Origin of the sequence: Desulfomonile tiedjei DSM 6799, from assembly GCF_000266945.1 — a bacterium.
Lineage (GTDB): Bacteria > Desulfobacterota > Desulfomonilia > Desulfomonilales > Desulfomonilaceae > Desulfomonile > Desulfomonile tiedjei.
Window position 1 is genome coordinate 5,765,026 of record NC_018025.1, and the last position, 25,830, is coordinate 5,790,855.

Here is a 25,830-nt window from a genome sequence, read left to right on the forward strand (position 1 = left end):
ACTCCTCTAGTCTAGGACATTCATGTTGACAGTAAACTGACGAGTACCTATTATAATTGCCGTGGGCTCTTGTAGTTTTCTTTTCAGTAAATCTCAGCAAAACAACCCTGTCAAGCAGATTGATCGGCTCGATTGCCGCGGCATTTCTTCATACAACCTAAGCCATTTTTAGGAGCTTCGATGCGCTTGCCTCTCTTGAATATCACGTGCCGACAGCCTAAGAAAAAGCTCTGACATTCAAGACTGTTTTTACGGTAGCATCGCTTCTAAAGTCATGCGGGAAATTTCCTTGAATACTGTGTGTCAGGAGGATTCTTTATGACGGTAAGTAAGTGGATTCACATGGGAACAGTCCTGAGCCAACATGCGACGCATTATCCGGACAAGCTCGGCTGTCAGGACAAGAAACGTGACTTCACCTTTCGGGAGTGGAACGAGCGAAGCTGCAGGTTGGGCAACGGTCTTGCGGATATGGGCTGTTCTCACGGAGACAGATTTGCTGTCATCGCGTACAACCGGGTGGAATGGATGGAGATGTACGTGGGATGTGCGAAGGGCGGGCAAATATGCGTGCCTCTCATGTTTCGTCTGGCTGCACCCGAAATCGAGTACATCGTCAACGATTCCGGCTGCAAAGCATTCATTGTGGAAAAGCAGTTTGTCGGTCTTGTGAACAGCATTAAGAGCAAGTTCCCCATAGCCGCAGACAACTACGTTTATCTGGGAGATGCTGGAGATACTGTGCCTGATGGGTACATCGGGTATGAGCAATGGCTTGCAAAGTCATCTCCTGAAGAACCGGACGTGATGGTGGATGCAGCGGACTCCTGGACCTTCATGTACACTTCCGGAACCACCGGAAAGCCCAAAGGTGTGGTCAGAACACACGAAAGCTACATGGCCATGTATTACCTGGACGTCGCCAACATGGGCGTCCGTTCGACGGACAAGGTCATGATGGTCATGCCCATGTGTCACGTGAACTCCATTTTCTATTCGTTTCCGTACACTCTGGTGACTGCTCCGGTCTGCGTGTACAATGAAGCCAGTTTCAACCCGGAAGATTTTCTGGCCACAGTCGAAAAACACCGCATCACCTTCGTATCGCTGGTACCCACGCATTACATTATGATTCTTTCGCTTCCGGATGAAATAAAGAAGAAATTCGATGTCTCCAGCATGCGGCAGTTACTGATTTCCTCGGCCCCTGCCAGGAGAGACACAAAGGTCGCTATCCTGGAATTCTTCAAAAATGCCGAATTGTGGGAAGCATACGGCTCCACGGAAGCCGGACTGGTTACGCTCTGCCGACCTGAAGATCAACTCCGAAAACTCGGAACCATCGGGCAGGAGATTTTCGGGGTGGACAGGATCAAAGTCCTGGACGAAGAAGGAAATGAAGTGCCTGACGGACAGGTGGGCGAACTCTATGCCCGCACCCCCATACTTTTCAAGGAATACTGGCATCTGCCCGAGAAGACAAAAGAGGTTTTTGTCGGAGAATGGTTTACTGCAGGTGACATGTGTTACCGGGATCCCGACGGATTCTACGTGCTTGTGGACCGTAAAGCGAACATGATCATAACGGGCGGCGAAAACGTGTTCCCATCGGAAGTGGAAAACGCGGTGGGCGAACATCCCTCGGTGAAAGATGTAGCGGTAATCGGGATTCCCGACGAAAAGTGGGGTGAAGCCGTCCATGCAGTGGTTATCCTGAATGAAGGCCATGATGTCACTGACGGTTTGAAAGATGAGTTGAAGAGATTCGCGAAAAACAGAATCGCAGCATACAAGGTGCCGAAGACTTTTGATTTTATCGAAGATGACGATATGCCCCGTACAGGAACGGGGAAGATCCTACATAGAAAACTCAGGGAAAAATACGGCACCTGGAGCCAGAGTCGTTGAAAAATCGGGCCGACGCGCCGGTCGGCCTCACGGCGAATGAACCATTTGCCAAGTTAATGTCCGGTTGACGATAGGAGTATTTGTGGGTGCCGGCCTCCGTGCCGGCACATCTTCAATATGATCGATGATATCGATAGAATGGACCGGCAGGGACGCTCCCAGCCTTCGAGATCGTATGTGCATAACTATGAAATGGATAATACCAACTCCCATGGCGAAGAGCGCCACAACGAAGGATGAAAGTCCCTTGAACTGAGATGAGAGCATGGCTACCTGCCTAGTATGAGATGAAATCAAACAACACTAGGAGGCGTGTCATGCCCTCAAGAAACCAGAATAACACTACCATATCAGTCGTGCACGAGATATCGTGCGGATTGGACGTCCACAAAAATTCCGTGTCAGCGTGTCTGTTGTATTCAGACAGTTCCGGTACAGAGCAATCCGAAATGCGTGAGTTCCAAACATTCACAGATGACCTTATCAAACTCAAGGAATGGCTCCTGGAACGAGAGTGTCCTGTAATTGCGATGGAGAGTACAGGACCATATTGGACTCCTGTTCATAACGTCCTTGAAGATTCCGTCAAGGTTATCTTGGTGAATGCCCGACACATGAGAAATGTTCCAGGCCATAAGACCGACATCAGCGACAGCAGATGGCTAGCCGGACTCTTGCGTCACGGCCTGCTCAAGGCCGCCTTTATTCCTCCGAAACATCAAAGACAGTGGCGTGATTTGACCCGAATGAGAAGAAACTACAAAGAAGACCTCGGGGATTTCCAACGCCGCGTTCACAAGCTCTTTCAACAGTCAAACATTAAAATCGATTCCGTGGTATCCGACCTGTTCGGCGCAACGGGCCGCAACCTCATGAAACTCTTAATCTCAGGCGACAATTCCCCTACGATTTCCGAGGTTGAAAATTGTCTGAGAGGATCGCTGCAAGACAAGGCAGCGGAGCTCCATCGCTCTGTCCAAGGCTTCTTCGAGGCCCATCACCGGTTCCTGTTGTCTCTTTTGCTCAACACGATCGAAAACCTAGAGACCCAAATCTCTATCCTTGAATCCCGTATCAAGGAAGTAATGAGAGACGCTCAGGAAGCGATCCGGCGGCTCGAAGAGATTCCCGGTGTAGGCGCGGTTTCCTCCCATGCCATATTGGCCGAGATAGGCCCAACCCTGACTGAGTTCCCCACCGCCCATGCCCTCGCTTCCTGGTGTGGCCTCTCTCCCGGAAACAACCAAAGCGGTGGCAAGCGATTCAGTGGCAAGAGCCCTGTCAAAAAGAACCACCTAAAAACCATCATGGTTGAAGTAGCCTGGCCGGCAATCAAGGCACGAGGATCCTACTACCGGGCCAAATATTACGCCCTGAAAGCGCGCTTGGGGGCCAAAAAGGCCATAATCGCAGTAGCCCACAAAATCCTTAAAACCATTTACCATGTACTCAAATACGGAGTACATTTCAAAGATCTCGGAGAGACTTACCTGCTCGAAAGAAACCGAGAGGCCAAGATAAAATACCTTACCTGGCAAGCGTCTCTCATTGGGTACGAACTCGTACCCCTGGATCAACCGGCAGCAACAGCCCAAGCACCTATATTCACTTAGAAGCGCATCAAAGTCGAAACGCAAACTGAAGCCGTGAGCTCGAATACCAACATGACCAATCGCCGGCTGGCACAACAAACTGTCGGCTCCTTTCGGAGACCACGCATGGGAATCTTCTTAAACTTGCCGGCTTTCTCGAATGGAGATCAACCATGAACATAAGAAAACCTCAAACCCTTGCTGTGTAGCTCGGGACTTTCATGGGAACATGCTTTCAAAGTTGGACGAAAATCCCCTCTAACCCCCCTTTATAAAGGGGGGAATGGGGGGATTTTGAACGCACATTGCGTATAAGCTACTCGAATCGATACGCAAACTTGTACGGCCAGGTTTCAACACTCTTCCGCTTTTTCGATTTCTTGTTGCAGGCCGAGGTCTTTTTTCAACCTTGAGAGAATAGATTTGTACAGAATCTCCAGTTCTGTTTCATCTTCTGAAATTGCCTGCTCGTATCCTACCAGGAAATAGTAGATAGCCCGATCGAAGAACAGAGCTGTCCTGTTGTTCAGCGCTACGATCGACCGCACATCGAAAGGTTGCCCTGCAAAATTGCTCTCCTGGAAAAACAGCCAGATATGACGTTTGAGCAACGTGAACACACGCACCACTTCCGAGAAGCTGAGGCCGTCCGCACAGCAGCGCGCTCCCAAATGGATATACCGATCGGCGATTGCAGCGACTGAGGTCCTTTTATCGATCATCACCGTGAATTCGGAAAGAATGCTGTCCGCCAGTTCTTCGAGCACTACTCTTCCGATCTGGTATTGTGTCAGGATTTCACGTTTGAGGAAAACATCCTCAAAAAAGGCCTCTTTAATCTGTTCATGGAATCGTTCGATAAATTTTGCAAATTCCAGTTCAAATGTTCGTGGTTCCATGAATGCCCTCCTGGACGGCAGTGCGGTGTGAAAGAGTCGAATAAGAAAGGTGTAATTGAGAGTAGCGGTCCGTATTGGGGATGTCAACATTCAAATACCGAAGACGCGTTTACGAAACCCACAGGCATAAAACCATCAAAGAAACAGATAATTGTCATTGCGAGGAGCGCAGCGACGTGGCAATCGCCTGGGACTCAGGCGCCTAATTTCAGGCGATTGCTTCGCTTCGCTCGCAATGACAGTCATTCAGACATTCTGACAAAAAACGATGCGGTTCGCCTTGGTCATCACATGCTACACGGATCCTTATTTTAACGCCCATGCTGTATCCAGCCGATGCTTCAATCATTCCAAATAAAGGGCTTTTCTGCACGAAAATCAGGTATGCCCATATCCTGTGAGTCCAAATCCTGAATAAATGCGTTTTCCAGTCCCATATCCCATGCCAGATCGAGAACGCGGTCGTATTCCTCCTGAGTAATCTTACGGCTCAGATGGAGATCCTCATAGGCTCGATGAAGCGGCGCATATTGGGCCAAGAGAGACACGGTAACAGACCGAGGAAGACTGTCTCGTATCCAGGTCAAAGTTTCTCTTGTTCCGGAAATGTCTCCAGGCAGGATGAGGTGTCTCAGAATCATTCCTCGGATCGCCCGACCGTCCGAATCCAATTGCAAATCGCCTACCTGAGCGTACATCTTGAGTATCGCTTCGCGAGCAACACGAGGATATTCCGATGCATCGGAATACCTTCCGGCCAATTTCTCGGAAGCATACTTCAGGTCGGGCAGGTACACGTCGATGACTCCTTCGAGCAAGTCGAGAATATCCGGGGCTTCATACCCGTTGGTATTGTACACAATGGGCAGGTCAAGGCCTCGGTCGAATGCTATGGACAGTGCTTCCAGCAGTCCGGGCAGGTGATGGTTCGGTGAGACGAATTCAATATTCGCACAGCCCTGTTCCTGTAAATGGAGCATTGCGGTCGCAAGCGCTTCAGGATGGATCGGCGATCCGATATTACCCTGGCTGATTTGAAAATTCTGACAATACATGCATCTGAGATTGCATCTGGAGAAAAAGACCGTTCCCGCTCCACCGTTGACAACGAGCGGCGGCTCCTCGCCGAAATGCGGGACAATGGAAGCCACTTCGGGTATCGGGCCTGCACCGCAATACCCGCGCTGCCCCCCGACACGATCCACTCCGCACGCGCGCGGACACAATCGGCAGGGGGACAATAATCGGTATACCTCCGGAACGCGAGTTCGACAGAGATTTCCTTTATGTTGGGTCATGTGATCGATCTATTCAGGGTGAAATATCAGAACAGTGTAGCGCACGACCTGACATTTGCAATCTCTTCGAACGAACGCCAGATTTTGTGCGAGATCAACACCAAGCCCTTCAAAGCTAACATACAATAAAGTCCTGCTGTTATTGCTCGAGAGATACCAAAATAACGAGTTCCCATCGTTAAAGCCGCCTCTATTCCTCAAAATGCTTCGGCTTCTTGACTCTTCCTGTTCCCTCAAGCACAGATGTAGTATAAACCTTACTTATGGAGATCAAATCGAACAGTGCTCCATGCAAGAGCATCGAACAATAGAGGTGAAATCGTTTATGAGAATGTCACAGCTTTTTGTGCCGACCCTGAAAGAAGATCCCGCGGACGCGGAGGTCATCAGCCATCGTTTGATGCTCAGGGCGGGCATGATACGGAAACTTACTGCCGGTATATATTCATACCTCCCTCTGGGATATCGTTCGCTGAGGAAGCTCGAACAGATCGTACGGGAAGAAATGGACGCTGCGGGTGCTCAGGAGGTCTTCCTTCCCATGGTGCAGCCGGCGGAACTCTGGATCGAATCAGGCAGATGGAACCTGTACGGAACCGAGCTCCTGAGATTCAGTGACAGACATAAGCGGGAATTTTGCCTCGGGCCCACACACGAAGAAGTGATAACAGACCTCGTGAGACGCGATGTTCGCTCCTATCGCGATCTCCCCCTGAATCTTTATCAGATCCAGACCAAGTTTCGAGATGAGATCCGTCCGCGCTTCGGCCTAATGCGAGGCCGCGAATTCATGATGAAAGACGGGTACTCCTTTGATGCCACAGAGCAAGGGGCTGAAGAATCATATAGACGCATGCAGGAAGCGTATTCCCGGATCTTCTCACGATGCGGACTCCGTTTCAGAGCCGTAGAAGCTGACAGTGGCCCTATCGGCGGCAGTTTTTCCCATGAATTCATGGTGCTGGCTGATACCGGTGAGGATACCGTGGTTTCTTGCGATTCCTGTCAATATGCGGCAAATATGGAAAAAGCGGAAGTGCGACCCTGCGAACCCGTGACACCTGCAGTAAAGGGATCTTTGACGAAAGTATCGACTCCCGGCATGAGGACGATAGAGGAAGTGTCGCAATTTCTCAAAGTGCGCCCGGAAGAGTTGATCAAAACACTCATTCTGAAGACCGAGAAAAGCGTGGTAGCAGTTCTGATCCGAGGCGATCACGAACTGAATGATGTGAAAGTGAAGAATTTTCTGAATGTGGCGGAACTGGAGCTTGCTGACGAGCGGACAATTCAGGAGGTTACAGGCGGTCCACTGGGATTTTCCGGTCCGGTGAATCTGCGAGGAATCACTATTCTTGCGGACAACGATATCCGTTGCATGGGCTCGGCAGTTGTTGGAGCAAACGAAAAAGATGCTCACCTCATCAACGTGAATCCGCAAGCTGATTTTCATGTGGACAATTTCGGTGATTTTCGCGCTGCCCAGGCAGGAGATGCGTGTCCCCGATGTGACGGCACGTTGGTTTTGTCACGAGGAATCGAAGTCGGTCACGTTTTCAAGCTTGGAACCAAGTATTCAGATGCAATGGCAGCGACATTTCTGGATGCCGACGGCAAAGAGCGGCCTATGATCATGGGATGCTACGGTATCGGCGTGAGCAGGACAGTTGCAGCAGCAATCGAACAGAACCATGACGAGAACGGTATTATCTTTCCTCCCCCTATTGCTCCTTTTACCGTTCTTATTACTCCTGTGGGCGCAAAGAGCTCTGACATCGAATCCGCCGCAGAACAAGTTTATCAGGCACTCTGGGAAAACGGCATAGATGTGCTCCTGGACGATCGCGACGAGCGGCCCGGAGTCAAATTCAAAGATGCAGACCTTATGGGCATTCCCTTCAGGGTTACCATCGGGAAAAAAGCGCTTGGCGAGAGGAAGGTCGAGCTGAAAAACAGACGCACCGGAGATGTCACACTCGTCGCACTGGAAGAAATTGTGGACGCGGTAAAACGCGGACTCATGAGCTGGTCTGAAGAGAACTGAGAAATTCTCAATATCCGTAATAACCGTGATACGGATTTCCCGAAAATCCCTGGTAACCTGACGGATACTGTCCCCATGTTCCATAACCGTATCCATATCCCGCAGGGTACTGGTATCCGTACGGATTCTGCTGAGGAGGCGGTGCCGTGGGATACCATTGCGTGGGGTATTCGTTCATAGGCGCTGACCACCTGATGGGGTCGGCATTCGAAACGACTACGGATGACAGCAGCACCAGCAGGATGACTGTATAACGAACGACTCTATCCATGGCTTCTCCTCAAGAATGCAGTACTGAGTATCCCCGCAGCCGGAGGCAACTCGTCTGCGAATTCGTTCTTGTATCAATTTGCATTCAAAATCCCCCCATTCCCCCCTTTAATAAAGGGGGGGTAGAGGGGATTTACGTCTGACTTTGAAAGCAAATTGGTATTGCACAACATTATTGTCCTAATAGCGTCCTATTATTACTGAATCCAAACAAAAATTCAAGATTATGGTGAAGCTGAAATCCCCGGAGGAAACGTGGCGGTAAAGTAATTCTTTGAAGCTGAAAGGCAGCATCACCCAAAAACTTCTGAAAAGTTTCTCCTCGATTTTCTTTCTCTGATTTTGAAAATTGTATTACAACGGATATTAGTTGATCGGGGAGTCGCTCCTATGGAAAATAAACAGAAAATCAATGCAAAGAAGTTTGTAGCGGACGTACGAGCGGGAAAAACCGATGTGGAGCTCATGCATCTCCATGATTTAAGCCCCAAAACGTTGAAGAAAGTCTTCAGTGTTCTCGTGCAAAAAAAGATTCTTGAACAATCTGAGCTGGACCTGCGCTCCAGTCCGTCCGATCCTGAGCCTGGTCCGCAACCGCCTCTTGAAACTTCTCATTTCGAGAAACTTAATGCGTGGGGAAATGCCCAGATAACCCAATCCCTTTGTGCGCAATGCGGAGCGCAGGTATCCAAGAACATGCTTACCTGTCCTGAGTGCGGTCATGCCCTTGCAGGTGAGGAGCGCTGGGAAAAAGCCGAACCTGAAAGAGGAATCCTGGATCGTCTGTCTCCGAAGACCATCGGATGCATCCTCGCAATACCTGTCGCAATTGCCTTATACCTTTTCTTTACCCACATCATAATTCCCATGGCTGACGTAACGGGGAAGAAACGAGCCGATGCAGTCCGGAAGGAGCTACCTCGAGGCAAAACTCCAATGGAAGCTGCAAAAGACCTGCGGAAAGAACTCCAAAATCGAACTATCAATGCAGAAGTCAATCGCTTTGTAGGCGAAGAAGTATTGTCTGGAGTCAAAGCCGATTATTCCACATTCACTGTAGGTCCGCGCTGGGAGATGCTTTCCCTGGAGGATAAACAGATCTGTATTCAGGAGTTGTCGCTGGCCCTGGAAGGATCGGGTTTGCCCAGGAGCTTTCGTCTTGCCAATTCCGCGGGTCAAACCCTGGCCAAGGTCGTCGATGGCTCAGTCATTTGGCACGAACGGTCCGGCGTCAGTGTTCCTTTCGTGCCACCACCGCCCAGAGAAGAAGCTTCGGACGTAGAACGATCGGTAGCTCCGAACCAGATTGAACGCGCTTTAGAAGGATTGCCCGGCGGCCGGGACATCATGAGGAATCTTCCTCGTTAACGGCTTATGGAGAAAAGGGATTTTTTAGAGCGATTGCCAAAAACTCTGACGTTTATCTCATGCTCCAATACAAGATACTGGTGGGGACCGGCGTCCCTGCCGGTCCATTCCATCGATATCATTGATCATATTGAAGATGTGCCGGCACGGAGGCATGGCACCCACCAATATTCCTATTTTGAATCGGACACTAATGTTGACAATTGTCAGAGATCTGATGGTCAGCCAAGACAAAATCGGTCTACTGTTCGGACCTGAACTGTTCGAAGGGTTCCAGTCTTACATCGGGAGAATCGGAGAGTCCCCGTACTCGAAATGTGGTGGTAAGGATCTTTCCATTCTTCGTGATTAAATTGCCAAATAATCCTGAAACGATTGTGTCAAATCCCACGAGAGGGGAAACATCCACTTTGAAGTCAACTCGGCCCTGATCGCCGAAATACATGCCGGAAGACTCGATGCGAGCCGCGTCCGATCGCAGCTTGAGGTCCTTTATTTTCCACTTGCTGTCGAAGACTTCCATGTTCCAGGTCATACGCTGAAACGGCAATCCCTCAGAGATCAAGTCCGGAAAACGGCCCCTCACGAGAGAACCCAAATTGATGAGGGAGAAGATTTTTGAGAGCACCTGAAATCTGTGAATTGTTCCGTCCAGGACACGAACTTCCGTGCTTCCGGTCTTGTAAACACCGCCGTTTTCCCGTTTCGGCCCCAATGTCCAGGCCAATTTTCCTTCCAGGCTTGTTTCTCCTTCGATCCGAAGCCCCTCACCCTCTGCCGGCATGAGTCGTTCAGCTCTGAGTCGGTCTCCCTGAAACTCCAGACGAAAAGGAACCTGTGCCGATTCCCGTAAATCAAAAATCGCGGTTCCTCTGAGAGTACCCTCTCCGAAATTGGTCGACCAACTCGTTGCCCGGATAATCGCCCCATTTCCTTCCAGGGAAGCGCTAAAATCTGAAAAAACTTGGCTCGACGTTTTTCCTTTCGCGATCTTAACTACTGCAGAGCCTCTGCTGCGCGCCAGAAAGCGTATGAAACGGTTTGTTTTCAGCCATTCACCCCACGTACTCCGGACTATGTATCCGGGTGGAGCAGTGAAATCAGTTGTATCAAAAAACGAGCTTTCGAGGTTTACATCGAGCTTGGGAGTATCCAAGTCATTTATGGCGAAAGTACCTGAAATGGCAGAATTGCCGATCTTCACGCGTTCTATAGCAAAACTGGTACTTTTCCCTTTTCGTCGAATAGTAGCTGTCAACCCCTCAGTGCGTTTATAGAAGAAAGGCAGGTGCAAAGAAACATGATTTAAAACCAGATTGCCTTCAACAGCATAGTCCTTTGCCCTATCCGGGCTCCGGACGGTCAAATCGCCTTCTATCCTGCCACCGGGTTGGAGTTCCAATGAAGGATGGACCACCGTCATCAAAGCATTCGTGGGAACCCCTTTTGGCGGGAGATTCAGAGATGCTGAAAAACTTCCGTCTTCGCGAAAAAAGCCTTTGCCTGAAATACGGCAATTTTCCAGGATGAGATAGAACTCTTCAGCACTGATTCCCTCTGAATTCCAAACACCGGAAGCTTCAAGATTCATGGGTATGCCGGAGCGCTTCTTGATCTGTGTGCCTATGACGACAACATTCTGTTTGAGATCTACCTGGCCGGAATAGTTGATCGCTGCGGCCTTTCCCTTTAGGGACATGCTCAGGGGAACGGTTCCGCTCACCGACCATTCCGAAGGTAGAAGATTGAGTTTTTTCAGGTCTGATTGAGCAAGTTTGCAATCGCCGTTGACCGCCATACCTTCCGGAGAGAGGTTGCCAGTGAGATCGACAGGACTGTCGCCGATGGAACCCTTGAGAGACGTGAAGCTCGCTCCCGTGCTCCTGAAACGTACTGCCCCCGTCACTTTGCGAACAGGCAGGTTGAATCCGGGAACACGGAACTGGAAATCATCAAGATTGAGCCTTCCCTGTAATTCAGGTTTACTGAGTTTTCCCTTCACATCCAAATCGATCTTGATGCCGCCCCGAATATCGGAAACACGGGAAAGCCACTGAGGTAGGCGGGAAACCACCGGTCTGCATTCCAGGAGGGGCTTGAGATCGTCTCCTTGAGCAATCATGGACAAAAAGAGATCGCTTCTGGGAGACCCGCGCAAATCGGTCACAAATCCGTTGAGCACAATAGGCGAAGCGCCGAGGGTCAGGCTGATTCCTTCAAATCGCATTTCATCATTGCTGATCTTGACACGACCCGTTGCGTCGGAGAGAGGGAGACTCAGCCCTGGAACAAAACCCGAAATGTTATCCATGTATGCATCCAGGAGAAGTCCGCTTTCGATTGCGCGCCAATCGCGTAAATCAGAGAGTCGACCCGACCATGCTCCGCTGAGGACAGCGAGATGACCCGAGAGTCCTGCTTCCTTAAGACGATCCCGATCTTCCTCCTGTAACAGGCCCTGAGGAAGAAACGGAAACAACTTCTGAAGGTCCAAGTCAGCTTTTTTCAAGGAAATGCTGATGGACGGCTTCTCTGAAGAGAGATCGCCGATTTTGATCTCTATTCCGACATTCATCCCAGGAATACTGATGTCAGAGAGATCCACTGTCAGGTTTTCACCTTCTCTTATAGCCGTTAACTTTGCTGAAGCTTTCATAATGGGGGCGGGTTGTCTGTAGAGATGACCAGGTAGAATCATCCCATTCAAAAGGACCACTTCCCCGTTCGCATAAAAATCCGTCGTCCTACCGTTTATCTCAACAGATAAGTTTATGCTCCCTTCGGCTATCGGGAGATCCAGTTGGAGATCTGACAGTACGCCGACCACGGCCGAAACAGGCAGGTCTCTTATGTCGGCATTTACTTTTCCTTTGAATTCACCACCAAATGCGGGTGTTTCATCCACCTGTCCGGATACGGTAAACGTACCGGTCTTGTTCTGGGCAGGAATTTTACCTACCGCGGCAAAAGTCTTCACTCCACGAGGAGAGGCATCCAATGCGGAGATCTGTATGTCCGATAAGACAGTTCTCTCCGAGCCGGCCATGTCCGCACGTGCATCTTTAATTTCCAGCCGTTTTACTACGGGATAAAGCATTGGTGCGTGAAGCTCGGCCGGAGTCTGTTTTTGCTCCGGCTGCGGAGAAGGGGGTGTCGATTTGTCTTTGCCACCGAACAACCTCGGGGGCTCGATCATAATGACCGGTTTATCTACGAGAATTTCATCGAAATAAAGCCTGCCCGACAGGACCGGTAAGAGCGACACGGACACATGAAGATCGCCGACATGCCCCAGAGGTTTGTTTTCGACCTTGTCTCGAATATCCAGGTTTGAAACGCGAATCCGTGCGGAATCCCATGAAGTCCATACCAAATCTGCGGAAGAGAAGGTGATGTGCTTTCCCGTAGCAATTTCTATCCTGTGATTGACAAATGCTACGAGTTGGCTCCCTTCGAGGCCGAATCGTACAAAAAGCAGGATCCCCGTAACAGCCAGTACAAGAAGCACTACAAGAGAAATTACTGCTATTACAACCCGCCTCGGCAGCCTTGATTTGTTTGCAGGGGATCGAGCGATATGATTATCCATGAAGAAGCCAAAATAAAGAACGGTCGCGCGGCAGCGACCGGCCTGTATTATTCAGTGGATGTCTGGTTGATACGTGATGAGATCTTTTGCTTAATTCAGCAATCGATACACCCGCGAATAACGTATTTAGCTTGTCCTCGTCTGTCTTTTTACTTTCGCTATTTTCTTTCTCAACACGTTAAGCCTGGATCTCGATGCGCCCTCTTCCCGTTCCTGATCCCGCTTGCTTCTCATTTCTTGAACTTTAGCTTTCAACTCCCGAATGCCTTCTGATTTCTTGGTTTCCGGTTCGGGAATTCCCTTTATCTCTCGAACTGCACTCAAGAGTTCCTCTTTGTTCATTCCGTGAGCGCCTCGGATTTCACCGCTCTTGAGTGCTTCCTCTCGGAGCTCTTTGACTGTCCATGTTTCCAAGGGACGATCTTTTTTTTCTTTTTGTTCTTTCTTTCCAGCCATTTTTCCTCCTGCTGGAGCATCGTATTTCTATTCGAGGATTATCGCCAAAATAAGCCTAAACTTCAACCCGTTTTTGGCGGGAGGTGACATCGGTCTATTCATCTGAGATGGTATCGGAAGTCATCTCTGCCAACATCTGCAGATCGAAGCCCTCTTTCCGATTTCTCACGTCATAATAGAATACAACCATGCAAACAGCAGCGAACACTGTGGCAATCAGACTACCGATAGTGCCGAGCAGTTGTGTGAGCACAGTTTTCGCAAACTCAGGCAGAGGTAGGAATGCCGTGAGCAAGGCGGCTGGAGTTTGAAATACCCAACTGATAGTTGCAGCTATCAACATGAATAAAAGAGTAAGCAGAAAAAGTCGCAGAGCGTACCCTCGCGGCCATGAACCGGCAGCTTTTCCGGAGAGCAAATTCCAGCTACGTGAAAGAGCACCCATGTAAGCAACGTTTTCAACAATGACGATCTTGTCGAACAGCAATAATTTCAGAATCACATAGAACGGAATTATCATAAGTGGCAGCCAGCTAAATGCAGACCACCAACCGGAGGATGTGAATGCTTGAAATACGAAAAACAAAACGATGCCAATCGTTACCGCTAAGGCCAATGAGAGGAGGATCATTATTGTGAATAGTAAAGACGTTAGGATAAATTTAGCCAATCTCGCGAAAACGAAATTGTACGATTCTCGCACGCTGATTTGCTTTCCAAGATAACTGACGGAGACTGCGAAAATTAAGGCGCCTTGAGACGAATAAAACAGAGCGATAAAAAGCACCAGAGCAGTGGGAATCAGGAAAATCCCGGCTATCAGGAGAGCAGGCGTGAAATCGTCAATGAAGCTCATATCCGTTAATCCAAAGATCAAAGCTATAATTCCCGCAAGAATAATCAGAGCTATCATAATGCAATATGGTATCGCCGCAATTGCAAGGAGCTTCCAAAAACGATTTCTGCAGATCTGAAACGTTTGATCCAGTATTCCGGCGAGAGAAAGCGGTTCCAGGACAGTGGTCGGTTTTTCGTCCTGTTTTGGCGGTTCCGTAGGCGGAGGTGGAGGAGGAGTCTCCTCGGAAGTGGCTTCAGCTCGTTCTGTTTGTTCCGGTACGGGTACGAACTGAGTCGAGGAGATCACCTGACTCTCGGTCAACAGGGACGTCTGGGGTAATATCTGCGTCTCGCCCACGTCATCTGAGATGGGAATTTCGAGAGGGGGAACTACTTGTACATCACATCCGATCTTCTGAAGATACTTCGAGAGTCTTTCGGCATTTTTCCGAGAGGCTTTTCGCGTCATTGTCCAGGGTAAGGCATCCAGTTTCCTGAGCACTCTCGCCGCGTCCATATTCTTCACGATGCGAGCAATTCCGTCTGCAATGGACGCTTTGTTTGCACCCGATCTCAATCCGGTTATGATGACCGTGTACAGGGTTGGGGAACTTTCAGAATTCATAGAATCTCCTTATGAAACACACAATCATGCTAGAGCTCTCTCGTACGTTCTCTGTACATCACTTCGATTTTTTCGAGAAAAGCTTCATGATCGAAATCCTCTCCAAAAGCCATGGTTCGCTTGAGAATTCTTCTGGAAATATTCATTGCCAATTGGGTTCTGTGCCGAACATCCAATTCATCCCTTCGGGAAAGGAATCTCGCAACAAGAACGTAGTCTTCAGCGTTCATACGTGCAACAAGAGAATTCACTTCAAAGATTTCCAAGGTCTCCGCGGGTATTTTCGACACGGGCAGAGCAGATGTTCCGTCATCGTCTATAACGAGAGTCCCTGCCGCCAAATCACCCAACCGCCTGTTTCGGAAATCGCAAAACATCACAATGAGACCTACCGGATACAGTTCACCAATAATATCAACTATTCTTAGGGCATTCCTTACTACAGAATCTCCAAAGGACATCGGGCGTCCGTCTTTTCGAATGACTCTGGTCTTCTGAAACTTTTTCCCGGGGGTGGCACCGTTCCAGAAATACTCGAAGAACAAGAAATATCCGATCGTCACCATCTCGTAGAAGAGAATTGCTATCGCGATCGACCATAAGCCCAAGGATTGTCCCGCCTCAGAAAGAAGTTCGACAAACCGGTCCATTTGTCCGACCAAAAATAGCACTATGGCCAGAATCAAGACGATTCCCAGGAGGGCACCGATTTGGATAAACTTATCTACGAGATACGCGATCATTCGCGTACCGATGCCTGCCAACTGAAATCGAAGCTCCCCACGATCGGGAGTATCGATCACTACTGTTTTGACCTTTTCTTTCACAGCCGATTCCGAGCGTGATATGATTGTTTGAACATGTTGCGCAGACCCGGCTGCTGACCGCAATTGATCGGATGACGTCTCAGGGAGACTTGATTGACTATAAATGAGTTCGTAAACGAACGCAAAACGGAATAGGAAAATCCTGCTGAATTGAAGGCGCAAACACTCATTTCCAGATCGACTATAACCGATTATAACCTTGACCCCGGGAATTACGGGTATGAAATTCCTGCCGAACGATGCAGGGAAGCAGGTGACCCAATCGTAAAGCGTATCCTATTCTCATTTCTCAACGGAATCATCATATTTTTGTTATTGTTTCTACAGCTATGCAGTCGAGTTGTAGACGCTGTTCTCAGCAATTGTCTTATCTTCTTGCGCCATACATTAATGGTAGGAGCCAAAGCAACCGGCTTCCGAAGATGTGTCGAGGACGGGTATGAATTATGGAAAACCGATGTGACTATTCAGTGCTGACTATTCCCAACGAGCTTCCGTACGTAACTGTTGCCGCAACATATGTGGACGCTGTAGCCCGAAAAATGGGGTATGGGAAAAAATACAGAGACGACATCGGTACTGCAGTGCGCGAGACCGTGTCAAACGTGATCAATTACGCATTCGATCCGGACGAGCGGGCCACCTTCACAATAAGCTGCGAACGGGTACCTCTTGGGTTGAAAATCACTGTCAACGATCGAGGCATTCCTTTCTTCCCGAAAACCGATGAGCGGGGAGTGGGAACGCCGCTCATGCGAGAATTGATGGATGAGGTAGCATTTCACAATTTGGGCCGGAAAGGAAAAGAGACCGTTCTTATCAAGTATGCTCCGGAAAACGCGATTACCGATTTTTCGGAAGCCTGCAATCTCGAACCGTACAGTCATCCGAAAAGTCCCAAAACCGCGCCTTCAAGACATATCGGATATACCGTTCGGAAAATGAAGCCGGAAGAGGCCATCGAAATATCCCGGACAGTGTACCGGGCGTATGGCTATTCGTATCCGGTCCCTCACGTGTACTATCCGGAAAGAATGGCAAAACTCATAACCAGTGGCGTCATGTACTCCGCGGTAGCAGAGACTGACACGGGCGATCTGGCCGGACACTGCGCTCTATTCAGGTGGGAGCGAGATTTGCCGTTGGGAGAACTCGGATTGGGGGTAGTGAAACCCGAATACCGGGGTCAAGGAATGTTTCTTGACCTTACGTCTCATCTTATCGAGGTTGCGAAATCCGAAAAGCTCATGGGTATATTCGGTCAAGCCGTGACGAATCATACGTTTTCTCAACAGGTCGGCCATAAATGTGGATTAAAAGATTGTGGCATCATTCTGGGACTGCTTCCTGAAACAGAACAATTCCGAGGAATCACCGAACGATTACCCCAGCGTGAGAGCCTGGTGATCCATTTCTCATATCTGAACAAACCTGATGAAGGAGAAATTTACCCACCCTTGCATCATCACGATGTTATCAGGAAATTGTATCGTAACATAGGAGCAGAACCCTCGTTCGGACCGCTACCAGTACTGTCGCACCTGACGGAAGAAGCCGTTGTCCGAATGGAGTCAATCGGACCGAAAGGAGCCGCTCGAATAAGCATCGATCGATACGGAAAGAACGTTGTGGCAGAAGTAAAGAAACGATTGAAGGACCTGTGCTTGAACCACTTCAGCGCAATCCAATTGTACCTGGACCTCAGTGACCCATTGACAGGTGTCTACACCGAACTGTTCGAGAGACTCGGATTCTTCTTTGCAGGAATACTCCCGGGAGCATGCCGCGGTGACGGACTCATCCTCCAATATCTGAATAACGTCCCCCTCGACTACGACAAAATTAAAGTCGAATCCAATATCGCCAAAGAATTACTCCAATACATTCGACACCACGATCCTTCTGAAACCATTTCGCAATGAAGAGAGGAGAATCGGGGAGGAACTTCTTGTAAGAAGTTCCTCCCCGAACCCCACCTCAAGAACTTCTAACACTCGCCGGAAACTGCAATTTCTCACAGGAAATTGCAGTTTCCGGCGAATACTAAAAGTTTCTTGGAGGGGGCTTGGGGGGACATTCTTTACAAAGAAGGTCCCCCAATGCTCATCTGCACTAACTCAAAGTATTTTTTGGCTTGTTGTTCCAGAGGAACAACTGGAAATAGACCGGCGATTCATCGCCGGTTAAGGAAAGATGTAATGATTCTCGAGTCCCGGAGGGACGGCTGATGCATATACTCCCGGCAATGAATTACCGGGCTATTTTCTTTAGTCCCTTTGGGACAAAGAATTGGAACAAAGTTAGCGCCTATGCCCCCCAATGCTACTCTCTCGCTTGCGAAATGGTTCCAGAAGGGGGGGGCGATATAGGTGGAATCGCTCAGTGTTTCTGGAGTGGAGCTTGTATTGTCACCAGGTATTTTCTTGTCTTGGCAGGATTCTTCTCCCATCTTCTGGCATATTGGAGTTCTATCATTGTTCTACCTGCTTTGACGGGACGGAACACATATGTCTGCTTGCCTCCCCTGCCGGGGATTTGTTGCTCCGGCCTGGTATACGCGGACTTTTCGAGCTTTAACATCTTCTTGTCAAAAACAGGTTGCCACGTGTAGCCAGTGGAAGGATTCGAGTCTAATACAATCTTGAAGGTTTCGTTAAGTCGGGCTTCGATCTTCTCTTCGACAGTATCCCGAGGTACCTGAGTATCCTCGGCGAATGCAATTGGAACGGTGAACAGGATCCAAATCAGAAAGATGAGTCCCTTTCTCATAGACGTAAGGAATCCCATTCCCGTTCTCTCCTGTGACTGCAGGAACAAGAGGATCGAACAAATTTTCCCGGTCGCCAGGTTTTCGACCCTCTCATTGAAGTATATTTTGTCGGATCGTCACATCCGTGATGCTTTTAGAGTTAAAAAATACTCATGTATTCGAGCGGTTATCTCGACTAGCGTCTCAGAATCAGGCTTCATCGGCAATAGCCACGAGACTGTCACAAATCTTTCCAAGATATTCATTTGTTCCTGTGAGTGAGTCCAGAATATCAAGATAAAGCGACGAGGCTTGAGGAGCGCAAAAACCTGCTTCGAGGCGCTCCCAGTGTGCAAAGCGAGCTTCCAGGAGCATGTGCGAAAGTTTATCTCTCTGACTTTTTACATGTCCCAGAAGGGTCTTATTCCGGATCATAAGAGCATCTCGCACATTCGTCAGCATTTCCAGAACGATGGCAAAGATTGCCGACAGCTCTTCCAGGCCTTTGTCACTAAAGGGAATGCCGTCTCTGGCTTTCAGCCTTGCACAGGTCAGGATATTCTGAAACATATCTCCGATTCGTTCGAGTCTGACCGGAAAACGCACTACAAGTCTGAAAAGGTTTTGGCCGATCGTGGATTGGGCAGCCATAAGATTCTTTGTGACCGCACCTTCCCATTTGTGGACCTCTTCAGCTAGACGGTCGCATTGAGCGAGCTTTTCCTCGTCCGGAGCAGCAAAACTGGGGGATAATATCTTGCACATTTCCACCAGCTTGCTGATCATGATCAGCATTCCTTCCTCAGGTGTATGGTCTTCCGAAACCGAAACTTCATGAAGATCCTTGAAGCGATCCGCTTCAGCATCCAATCTTGGGCTCATCATCCGAAATGGGCTCGCGAAAATGCGTTGATCTTTCATTGTGTATCACCTCCAACTATTTGTTCTCTTGAGGAGCAAAACATGTGCCAGTCACTGATGCTCTGACGGTGCTTCGCAAAGTACCAGTGGCCGGTACGAAATTGCTCCCGATACTCGCTCTGAATATGAAACAAAAACAAGCATTCTGCAATCTTGGTTATTGCCGGGGAGGACCTTCCTGCCTATAAGAGTTAATTGTCAGCATTTTTGACAGAATGTAAAGGAAGAAACGCAGGCCGCTCGTCTATTTCAGTGTAAGGAGAAGTTTAACTCACCGTGAAGATTGTCCCCGCACAAAGTGCCACATGATTCTTCAGTTATTCAGGGGTAAACAGCCATCAGTCTGATACCGATCCGTTTTTCTTCTCATGATCTGGGGGCTAGCGGGTAACCTTCGTTCCGGACGACGCAAAGCCGTCTGGTCACTCCGCTCATACCGATTTGCTTTCAAAGTTAGACGAAAATCCCCTCTTACCCCCCTTTATTAAAGGGGGGAATGGGGGGATTTTGATGCACATTCCCATGAAAGTCCCGAGCGCGGAGTGACCAGACGGCTTTGCGTCGTCCGGAACGAAGGTTACCCGCTAGCAAACAGATCATGAGAAGAAAAACGGCTCGGTATCAGCTTGAAGGCTGTCCAACACTGTGTTGTGGCAGACTGCTGTTGGTCATGTTGGTATTCGAGCTCACGGCTTCAGTTTGCGTTTCGACTTTGATGCGCTTCTAAGTGAATATAGGTGCTTGGGCTGTTGCTGCCGGTTGATCCAGGGGTACGAGTTCGTACCCAATGAGAGACGCTTGCCAGGTAAGGTATTTTATCTTGGCCTCTCGGTTTCTTTCGAGCAGGTAAGTCTCTCCGAGATCTTTGAAATGTACTCCGTATTTGAGTACATGGTAAATGGTTTTAAGGATTTTGTGGGCTACTGCGATTATGGCCTTTTTGGCCCCCAAGCGCGCTTTCAGGGCGTAATATTTGGCCCGGTAGTAGGATCCTCGTGCCTTGATTGCCGGCCAGGCTACTTCAACCATGATGGTTTTTAGGTGGTTCTTTTTGACAGGGCTCTTGCCACTGAATCGCTTGCCACCGCTTTGGTTGTTTCCGGGAGAGAGGCCACACCAGGAAGCGAGGGCATGGGCGGTGGGGAACTCAGTCAGGGTTGGGCCTATCTCGGCCAATATGGCATGGGAGGAAACCGCGCCTACACCGGGAATCTCTTCGAGCCGCCGGATCGCTTCCTGAGCGTCTCTCATTACTTCCTTGATACGGGATTCAAGGATAGAGATTTGGGTCTCTAGGTTTTCGATCGTGTTGAGCAAAAGAGACAACAGGAACCGGTGATGGGCCTCGAAGAAGCCTTGGACAGAGCGATGGAGCTCCGCTGCCTTGTCTTGCAGCGATCCTCTCAGACAATTTTCAACCTCGGAAATCGTAGGGGAATTGTCGCCTGAGATTAAGAGTTTCATGAGGTTGCGGCCCGTTGCGCCGAACAGGTCGGATACCACGGAATCGATTTTAATGTTTGACTGTTGAAAGAGCTTGTGAACGCGGCGTTGGAAATCCCCGAGGTCTTCTTTGTAGTTTCTTCTCATTCGGGTCAAATCACGCCACTGTCTTTGATGTTTCGGAGGAATAAAGGCGGCCTTGAGCAGGCCGTGACGCAAGAGTCCGGCTAGCCATCTGCTGTCGCTGATGTCGGTCTTATGGCCTGGAACATTTCTCATGTGTCGGGCATTCACCAAGATAACCTTGACGGAATCTTCAAGGACGTTATGAACAGGAGTCCAATATGGTCCTGTACTCTCCATCGCAATTACAGGACACTCTCGTTCCAGGAGCCATTCCTTGAGTTTGATAAGGTCATCTGTGAATGTTTGGAACTCACGCATTTCGGATTGCTCTGTACCGGAACTGTCTGAATACAACAGACACGCTGACACGGAATTTTTGTGGACGTCCAATCCGCACGATATCTCGTGCACGACTGATATGGTAGTGTTATTCTGGTTTCTTGAGGGCATGACACGCCTCCTAGTGTTGTTTGATTTCATCTCATACTAGGCAGGTAGCCATGCTCTCATCTCAGTTCAAGGGACTTTCATCCTTCGTTGTGGCGCTCTTCGCCATGGGAGTTGGTATAATGACTCCGCTCAGAACACCTCAGTCTTCGCCATCTTATATGCACAATTGCGAAATGGTATAAGTTGGGAAATACGTAAACCTCCTTGCCTTGGGCTGAAAAAACTGAGATATTTTGCCGTGCCTAACTGATTCCTTTCTTCTTATATCCCTTGAATTTCTAGGAGCGTTAGATATGACCGAACAGCAGAGCAGTAACCTCGTCATCTATGAACGAGACGGATACGTTGGGATGATTACTCTCAGTAGACCCGAACGACGAAATGCATTAAACCTGCAACTCTGGAACGATCTCGGCCGTGCTGTTGCCGCTGCCGAGGAAGATACCGAGGTTAGAGTCATCCTGCTGCGCGGGGCAGGCAAATCGTTCTGCGCGGGGCTCGATTTGAGTCCCGATAACGAGATTATTTCCATCATCACAGGCGTGCCCAATGCTGCGCAAAAAACGAGGTTCTACAAGACTGTAAGGCGCATCCAGCAAATCCATAACCGGTTTGAAAATATTCCCGTTCCGGTCATTGGAGTCCTTCACGGACACTGCCTTGGAGCCGGTCTTGAATTGGCCCTGTGCTGTGATTTTCGGCTCTGTTCCGCTGATACCGTGTTTTCCCTTCCTGAAGCCACACTGGCGATCATCACCGACGTGGGGGGGTTGCAGCGTTTGCCGCGAGTTGTGGGGCAGGGGCCTGCGCGCGAAATAGCGTACAGGGGCAATCGATTCGGGGCAGATTATGCGCTGCGTATCAATCTCGTAAACGAATCATACCCCGATCAGGAAACCCTGAACCGCAAAGCTATGGAGATTGCACTGGAAATAGCCGGAAATCCACCGCTCGCAGTTCAGGGAGCGAAAAATGTGCTGCTCTATTCGGATACTCTTCCCGTTGATTGTGCTCAGGACTACACAGCCGCACGATCTGCCATGCTCATGCCGTCTGACGATCTCATGGAAGCAATGGCAGCGTACATGCAGAAACGAAAGGGTGAGTTTAAGGGAGCTTAGACGAATCGTCTGAAGCTCTCCAAATTGTTTGTACGCAATACATATTTATCTGGAAATTTGGGCTCGAAATAGTTAGCATACTAACTACGTCGGGAAGTGACGCCATATTGTTCCTGACCTGATTTCGCCTTCACTGGAGTAATGTCATGGATCAACAGGAAAGACAAAGAGCTGCGGAATTCCTTAGCAACGATCTCCGTTTAAGGACCCAACCGGTGGAGGTCAAATTTCTCGCTGAAGCTGTATTTCCGGATAAAACCAGGAGGCCGTCCGAAGTACTCGGAAAAAAAGTGACGATCTGCCAGGGAGTTACCATGGCTCGTTCTTATGGGTGGACCGTGGGGCTCACCAAACAGGATTTGACTTGTGTTCCGGGCATGATTTCCTTCGGAATGACGGGAACCTCACATCCAGCGAAAGTCATAGGCAAGCTCTTCTGTGAAGTAACCCTGGCAAAGGACGCAGATTCGGTTCAGAAGGAAACGGATTCCATGTCCTTCCTGGGGAAAGACGAATATCCAGGCATACTGCTTGCGCCCTTGGGTAAGCTTGCCTCCGATCCGGATACCGTGGCAGTTTACGGGAATCCGGCTCAGGTCATGCGCATGATCCAGGGATGGACGTATATTCACGGAGAACGGGTTACAGGTAATTTCGGCGGTAAGGTCGAATGTACCGAATACTTGATCGCTCCCTTCAATTCCGGTACTGCTCGAGTAGCCATTCCGGGTAATGGAGACAGGATCTTCTCCATGACTCAGGATGATGAAATGGTATTTTCGCTTCCAGCCGGAGGCCTCGCCGATCTGGTGGAAGGACTGAAACAGGCAGGCAAGAAATTGGGAGCACGGTACCCAATAACATTCTATCAGAACTTTCAACCTGAATTTCCGAAGTACTATAAAGTGCTCGGCAAAGAAGTGGGCATCAGTAACGAGTGATTCCAAAGCGATAAGGGTTTCCCCGGCAAAAAACAGTACGACATGCCTCAATGGCGGTCATAAACGGGAGGTGGCTGTGATAACGAAATTGTTTGAACCTATTACCATCAATACCATGCATTTGGCTAACCGCGTGGTCATGACTGCCATGCACCTCAACTACACCCCGGGAGGCGTGATTAACGATCGGTTCATAGATTTTTACGTCGCGAGAGCGCGGGGTGGGGCAGGACTCATCATCATCGGTGGGGCGGAAATTGACGACCAGGCGTGCGGAATAGATTTCATGGTATCCATCAAGGATGACAAGTACATACCCGGGCTGAAACGATATACTGACGCCATTCACGCCGTGGGTGGAAAAACCGCAGTCCAGTTGTACATGGCAGGGGCATACTCGTTCTGCGGATTGAAGGGATTGCCGATTTTGGCACCCTCCGAGATTAAGAGCTATTTTACCCGCCAGACCACGGTGGCCATGACCGTCGAAGATATTCAACGCGTTCAACAGGATTACGTAAGTGCCACCCGGCGAGCAAAAGAAGCCGGGTTCGATGCTGTTGAAGTGATTGCATCTGCCGGATATCTCATATCTCAATTTCTCTCACCCAAGACGAACAAGAGAACTGACGAATACGGAGGTTCCCTGGAAAATCGTATGCGTTTCGGTGTGGAGACGATCCGTCTCGTACGTCGGGAAGCTGGTTCCGATATGGCGCTAATCGTTCGAGTTGCCGGCAATGACTTTGTACCAGGCAGTCACACGAACGTGGAAGCTCGCCAATTTGCGGCTGAAGTCGAAAAAGCCGGGGCGGATCTCATAAATGTCACCGGTGGATGGCACGAGAGCCGAGTGCCCCAGATTACCATGGATTTGCCCCAGGCAGGATTCGTGTATCTTGCCAAAGGCATCAAGGAGGCTGTTTCGGTTCCGGTAGTCGGATGTAACCGCATCAACGACCCGTTCATTGCGGAAGAGGTCCTCAGAGAAGGCGTTGCAGATCTCGTGGGAGTCGCACGGGGACTCATTACAGATCCTGAATTCGTGAATAAGGCCAAGCAGGGGAGATCCTCGGAAATCCGACGATGTGTAGCCTGTAATCAGCGATGCTTCGATCACGTGTTTGCGCTCAAACCGGTGGGATGCATGGTGAATCCTCGGGCCGGTCGAGAGGCTCAGACGGAAATCTCTCCCACGACAAATCCCAAGAACATCATGGTCATCGGAGCCGGTCCTGCCGGGTGCGAATTCGCGTTGATCGCTGCTCAACGGGGTCACAAAGTAACCGTATATGAGAAAGAGAACGAAATCGGCGGTCAGGTGCGTTGGGCTGCAGATCCGACCCACAAGCACGATTTCCACTACATTTTTGATTACTACAGAGTTGCACTTCCTAAAGCCGGAGTCGATGTGAAGCTCGGCATCGAAGTAACTAAAGATCTGGCCGCAAAAGAAAAACCCGATCTGATCGTTGCCGCAACAGGAGCTGCTCCTTTCAAACCACCCATTGATGCGCTCAACGCACCTCACGTCTGCCAGGCATGGGATGTGCTCCAGGGGAAAGTCACCACCGGGGCAAACGTAGTCGTAGTGGGAGGGGGGTCCGTGGGACTCGAGACCGCAATCTTGCTCGCCTCGAAAGGAACCATTTCTCCGCAGCAGCTCTATTTTCTTACATTACATAATGCTGAAGATCCCGCGGTACTGAGGCAGTTAATGGTAAAAGGCGTTAAGAAAGTCACAGTAATCGAAATGATGCCCCGCATTGCACAGGACGTCGGGCCTTCTACACGCTGGGTGCTCCTGAAGGAAATAGAACTGCGCGGCATAGACGTAATTACCGAAGCAAAAATGGAGGACCTGACCCCGGGGAAGATCGTGTACAGCAATGCCAATGGTGATAACGTGACTATTCCGGCGGATACTGTGGTGCTTGCCATGGGTGCACGGCCGGAAAATTCTCTCGCGATTGCGTTGGAGCAAGCGGGATTCAATGTGAAAACTCTTGGCGATGCGAACAAAGTGGGCCGCATCGGGAATGCGATAGAAGACGCTTTTATGTTGGCAAGGGAAATCTAACAATCCAGTTTTTGGTTTTGGTATAGTCTTCACCAACAGCACTGGCCCGTAAAACGGGTCAGTGCGACAGATCATAGCCCCCTTTCTCCCAACTCTATTGTCTTGACATGACCTAAAACTTCGGTCAAAGAAGGGGTAAATGTGTGAAAATTCGCAAAATTTGTTTGACTACAGTTCTGATGTTAAGTAAGCTGTAAGTTAGTAAAATAGACCTAACTGGTTCAGTAAAGCAATCACAGGTTTTCAACGTTATCTTAACTCATGTGAGGAGGCCACATTGAGGCAT

Annotated in this window: 18 protein-coding genes; 8 read left to right on the forward strand and 10 right to left on the reverse strand. The window is 49.4% G+C overall.

Going from position 1 to position 25,830, the window contains the following annotated elements; all coding sequences use genetic code 11:
- Positions 1 to 318 precede the first annotated feature (318 nt).
- Positions 319 to 1,908, forward strand: a complete 1,590-nt coding sequence (locus tag DESTI_RS24785; protein WP_014812716.1) for a class I adenylate-forming enzyme family protein — start codon at positions 319 to 321, stop codon at positions 1,906 to 1,908.
- Positions 1,909 to 2,225: 317 nt separating this feature from the next.
- Positions 2,226 to 3,521, forward strand: coding sequence for an IS110 family RNA-guided transposase (locus DESTI_RS24795; RefSeq protein WP_014808525.1), 1,296 nt, complete (start codon positions 2,226 to 2,228; stop codon positions 3,519 to 3,521).
- Positions 3,522 to 3,853: 332 nt separating this feature from the next.
- Here DESTI_RS24795 and DESTI_RS24800 read toward each other — a convergent pair whose 3' ends face one another.
- Entirely contained in the window at positions 3,854 to 4,399 is a 546-nt protein-coding gene (locus DESTI_RS24800; RefSeq protein WP_014812718.1) for a hypothetical protein, read from the reverse strand.
- Between the two features lie 341 nt (positions 4,400 to 4,740).
- Entirely contained in the window at positions 4,741 to 5,697 is a 957-nt protein-coding gene (locus DESTI_RS24805) for a radical SAM protein (protein WP_157212267.1), read from the reverse strand.
- A 325-nt stretch (positions 5,698 to 6,022) separates the two neighbouring features.
- On the opposite strand from DESTI_RS24805, the gene DESTI_RS24810 reads away from it, so the two are divergent.
- Positions 6,023 to 7,741: a proline--tRNA ligase gene (locus tag DESTI_RS24810; RefSeq protein WP_014812721.1), complete on the forward strand. Its 1,719-nt coding sequence runs from the start codon at positions 6,023 to 6,025 to the stop codon at positions 7,739 to 7,741.
- A 7-nt stretch (positions 7,742 to 7,748) separates the two neighbouring features.
- On the opposite strand, the gene DESTI_RS24815 is transcribed toward DESTI_RS24810, so the two are convergent.
- Positions 7,749 to 8,012 (reverse strand): hypothetical protein, encoded by a 264-nt coding sequence (locus DESTI_RS24815; protein ID WP_014812722.1) that lies wholly within the window; start codon positions 8,010 to 8,012, stop codon positions 7,749 to 7,751.
- Positions 8,013 to 8,401: 389 nt separating this feature from the next.
- Here DESTI_RS24815 and DESTI_RS24820 point away from each other — a divergent pair, with 389 nt between their 5' ends.
- A complete protein-coding gene (locus tag DESTI_RS24820) occupies positions 8,402 to 9,379 on the forward strand; it encodes a TGS domain-containing protein (protein ID WP_014812723.1) in 978 nt (325 codons plus the stop codon).
- Between the two features lie 241 nt (positions 9,380 to 9,620).
- On the opposite strand, the gene DESTI_RS24825 is transcribed toward DESTI_RS24820, so the two are convergent.
- The 4 genes from DESTI_RS24825 to DESTI_RS24840 all read right to left on the reverse strand — a co-directional run bounded on the left by DESTI_RS24825 (position 9,621) and on the right by DESTI_RS24840 (position 15,713).
- Positions 9,621 to 12,968 carry a DUF3971 domain-containing protein gene (locus tag DESTI_RS24825; RefSeq protein WP_014812724.1) on the reverse strand — a complete coding sequence of 1,116 codons (3,348 nt, stop codon included), beginning with the start codon at positions 12,966 to 12,968 and terminating at the stop codon, positions 9,621 to 9,623.
- 126 nt (positions 12,969 to 13,094) lie between these two features.
- Entirely contained in the window at positions 13,095 to 13,424 is a 330-nt protein-coding gene (locus tag DESTI_RS24830; protein ID WP_014812725.1) for a hypothetical protein, read from the reverse strand.
- A gap of 94 nt (positions 13,425 to 13,518) precedes the next feature.
- Positions 13,519 to 14,886: a hypothetical protein gene (locus DESTI_RS24835; protein WP_014812726.1), complete on the reverse strand. Its 1,368-nt coding sequence runs from the start codon at positions 14,884 to 14,886 to the stop codon at positions 13,519 to 13,521.
- 29 nt (positions 14,887 to 14,915) lie between these two features.
- Positions 14,916 to 15,713, reverse strand: a complete 798-nt coding sequence (locus tag DESTI_RS24840; protein ID WP_014812727.1) for an RDD family protein — start codon at positions 15,711 to 15,713, stop codon at positions 14,916 to 14,918.
- Positions 15,714 to 16,159: 446 nt separating this feature from the next.
- On the opposite strand from DESTI_RS24840, the gene DESTI_RS24850 reads away from it, so the two are divergent.
- On the forward strand, positions 16,160 to 17,635 hold the full coding sequence (locus DESTI_RS24850) for an ATP-binding protein (protein WP_014812728.1): 1,476 nt from the start codon (positions 16,160 to 16,162) through the stop codon (positions 17,633 to 17,635).
- 457 nt (positions 17,636 to 18,092) lie between these two features.
- Here DESTI_RS24850 and DESTI_RS29450 read toward each other — a convergent pair whose 3' ends face one another.
- The 3 genes from DESTI_RS29450 to DESTI_RS24865 all read right to left on the reverse strand — a co-directional run bounded on the left by DESTI_RS29450 (position 18,093) and on the right by DESTI_RS24865 (position 21,402).
- The gene (locus DESTI_RS29450; RefSeq protein WP_014812729.1) at positions 18,093 to 18,500 is read right to left on the reverse strand and encodes a protease inhibitor I42 family protein; all 408 of its coding nucleotides are present in this window, start codon (positions 18,498 to 18,500) and stop codon (positions 18,093 to 18,095) included.
- Positions 18,501 to 18,672: 172 nt separating this feature from the next.
- Positions 18,673 to 19,383 carry a Na/Pi cotransporter family protein gene (locus tag DESTI_RS24860; RefSeq protein ID WP_041286474.1) on the reverse strand — a complete coding sequence of 237 codons (711 nt, stop codon included), beginning with the start codon at positions 19,381 to 19,383 and terminating at the stop codon, positions 18,673 to 18,675.
- A 723-nt stretch (positions 19,384 to 20,106) separates the two neighbouring features.
- Positions 20,107 to 21,402, reverse strand: a complete 1,296-nt coding sequence (locus tag DESTI_RS24865) for an IS110 family RNA-guided transposase (RefSeq protein ID WP_014808525.1) — start codon at positions 21,400 to 21,402, stop codon at positions 20,107 to 20,109.
- 293 nt (positions 21,403 to 21,695) lie between these two features.
- Between DESTI_RS24865 and DESTI_RS24870 the strand changes: the two genes are divergently transcribed.
- The 3 genes from DESTI_RS24870 (at position 21,696) to DESTI_RS24880 (ending at position 25,544) form a co-directional block, all read left to right on the forward strand.
- Positions 21,696 to 22,523, forward strand: coding sequence for an enoyl-CoA hydratase-related protein (locus DESTI_RS24870; protein WP_014812730.1), 828 nt, complete (start codon positions 21,696 to 21,698; stop codon positions 22,521 to 22,523).
- A gap of 146 nt (positions 22,524 to 22,669) precedes the next feature.
- On the forward strand, positions 22,670 to 23,464 hold the full coding sequence (locus tag DESTI_RS24875) for a DUF169 domain-containing protein (RefSeq protein ID WP_014812731.1): 795 nt from the start codon (positions 22,670 to 22,672) through the stop codon (positions 23,462 to 23,464).
- Positions 23,465 to 23,540: 76 nt separating this feature from the next.
- Positions 23,541 to 25,544 (forward strand): oxidoreductase, encoded by a 2,004-nt coding sequence (locus tag DESTI_RS24880; protein WP_014812732.1) that lies wholly within the window; start codon positions 23,541 to 23,543, stop codon positions 25,542 to 25,544.
- Positions 25,545 to 25,830: the final 286 nt, after the last annotated feature.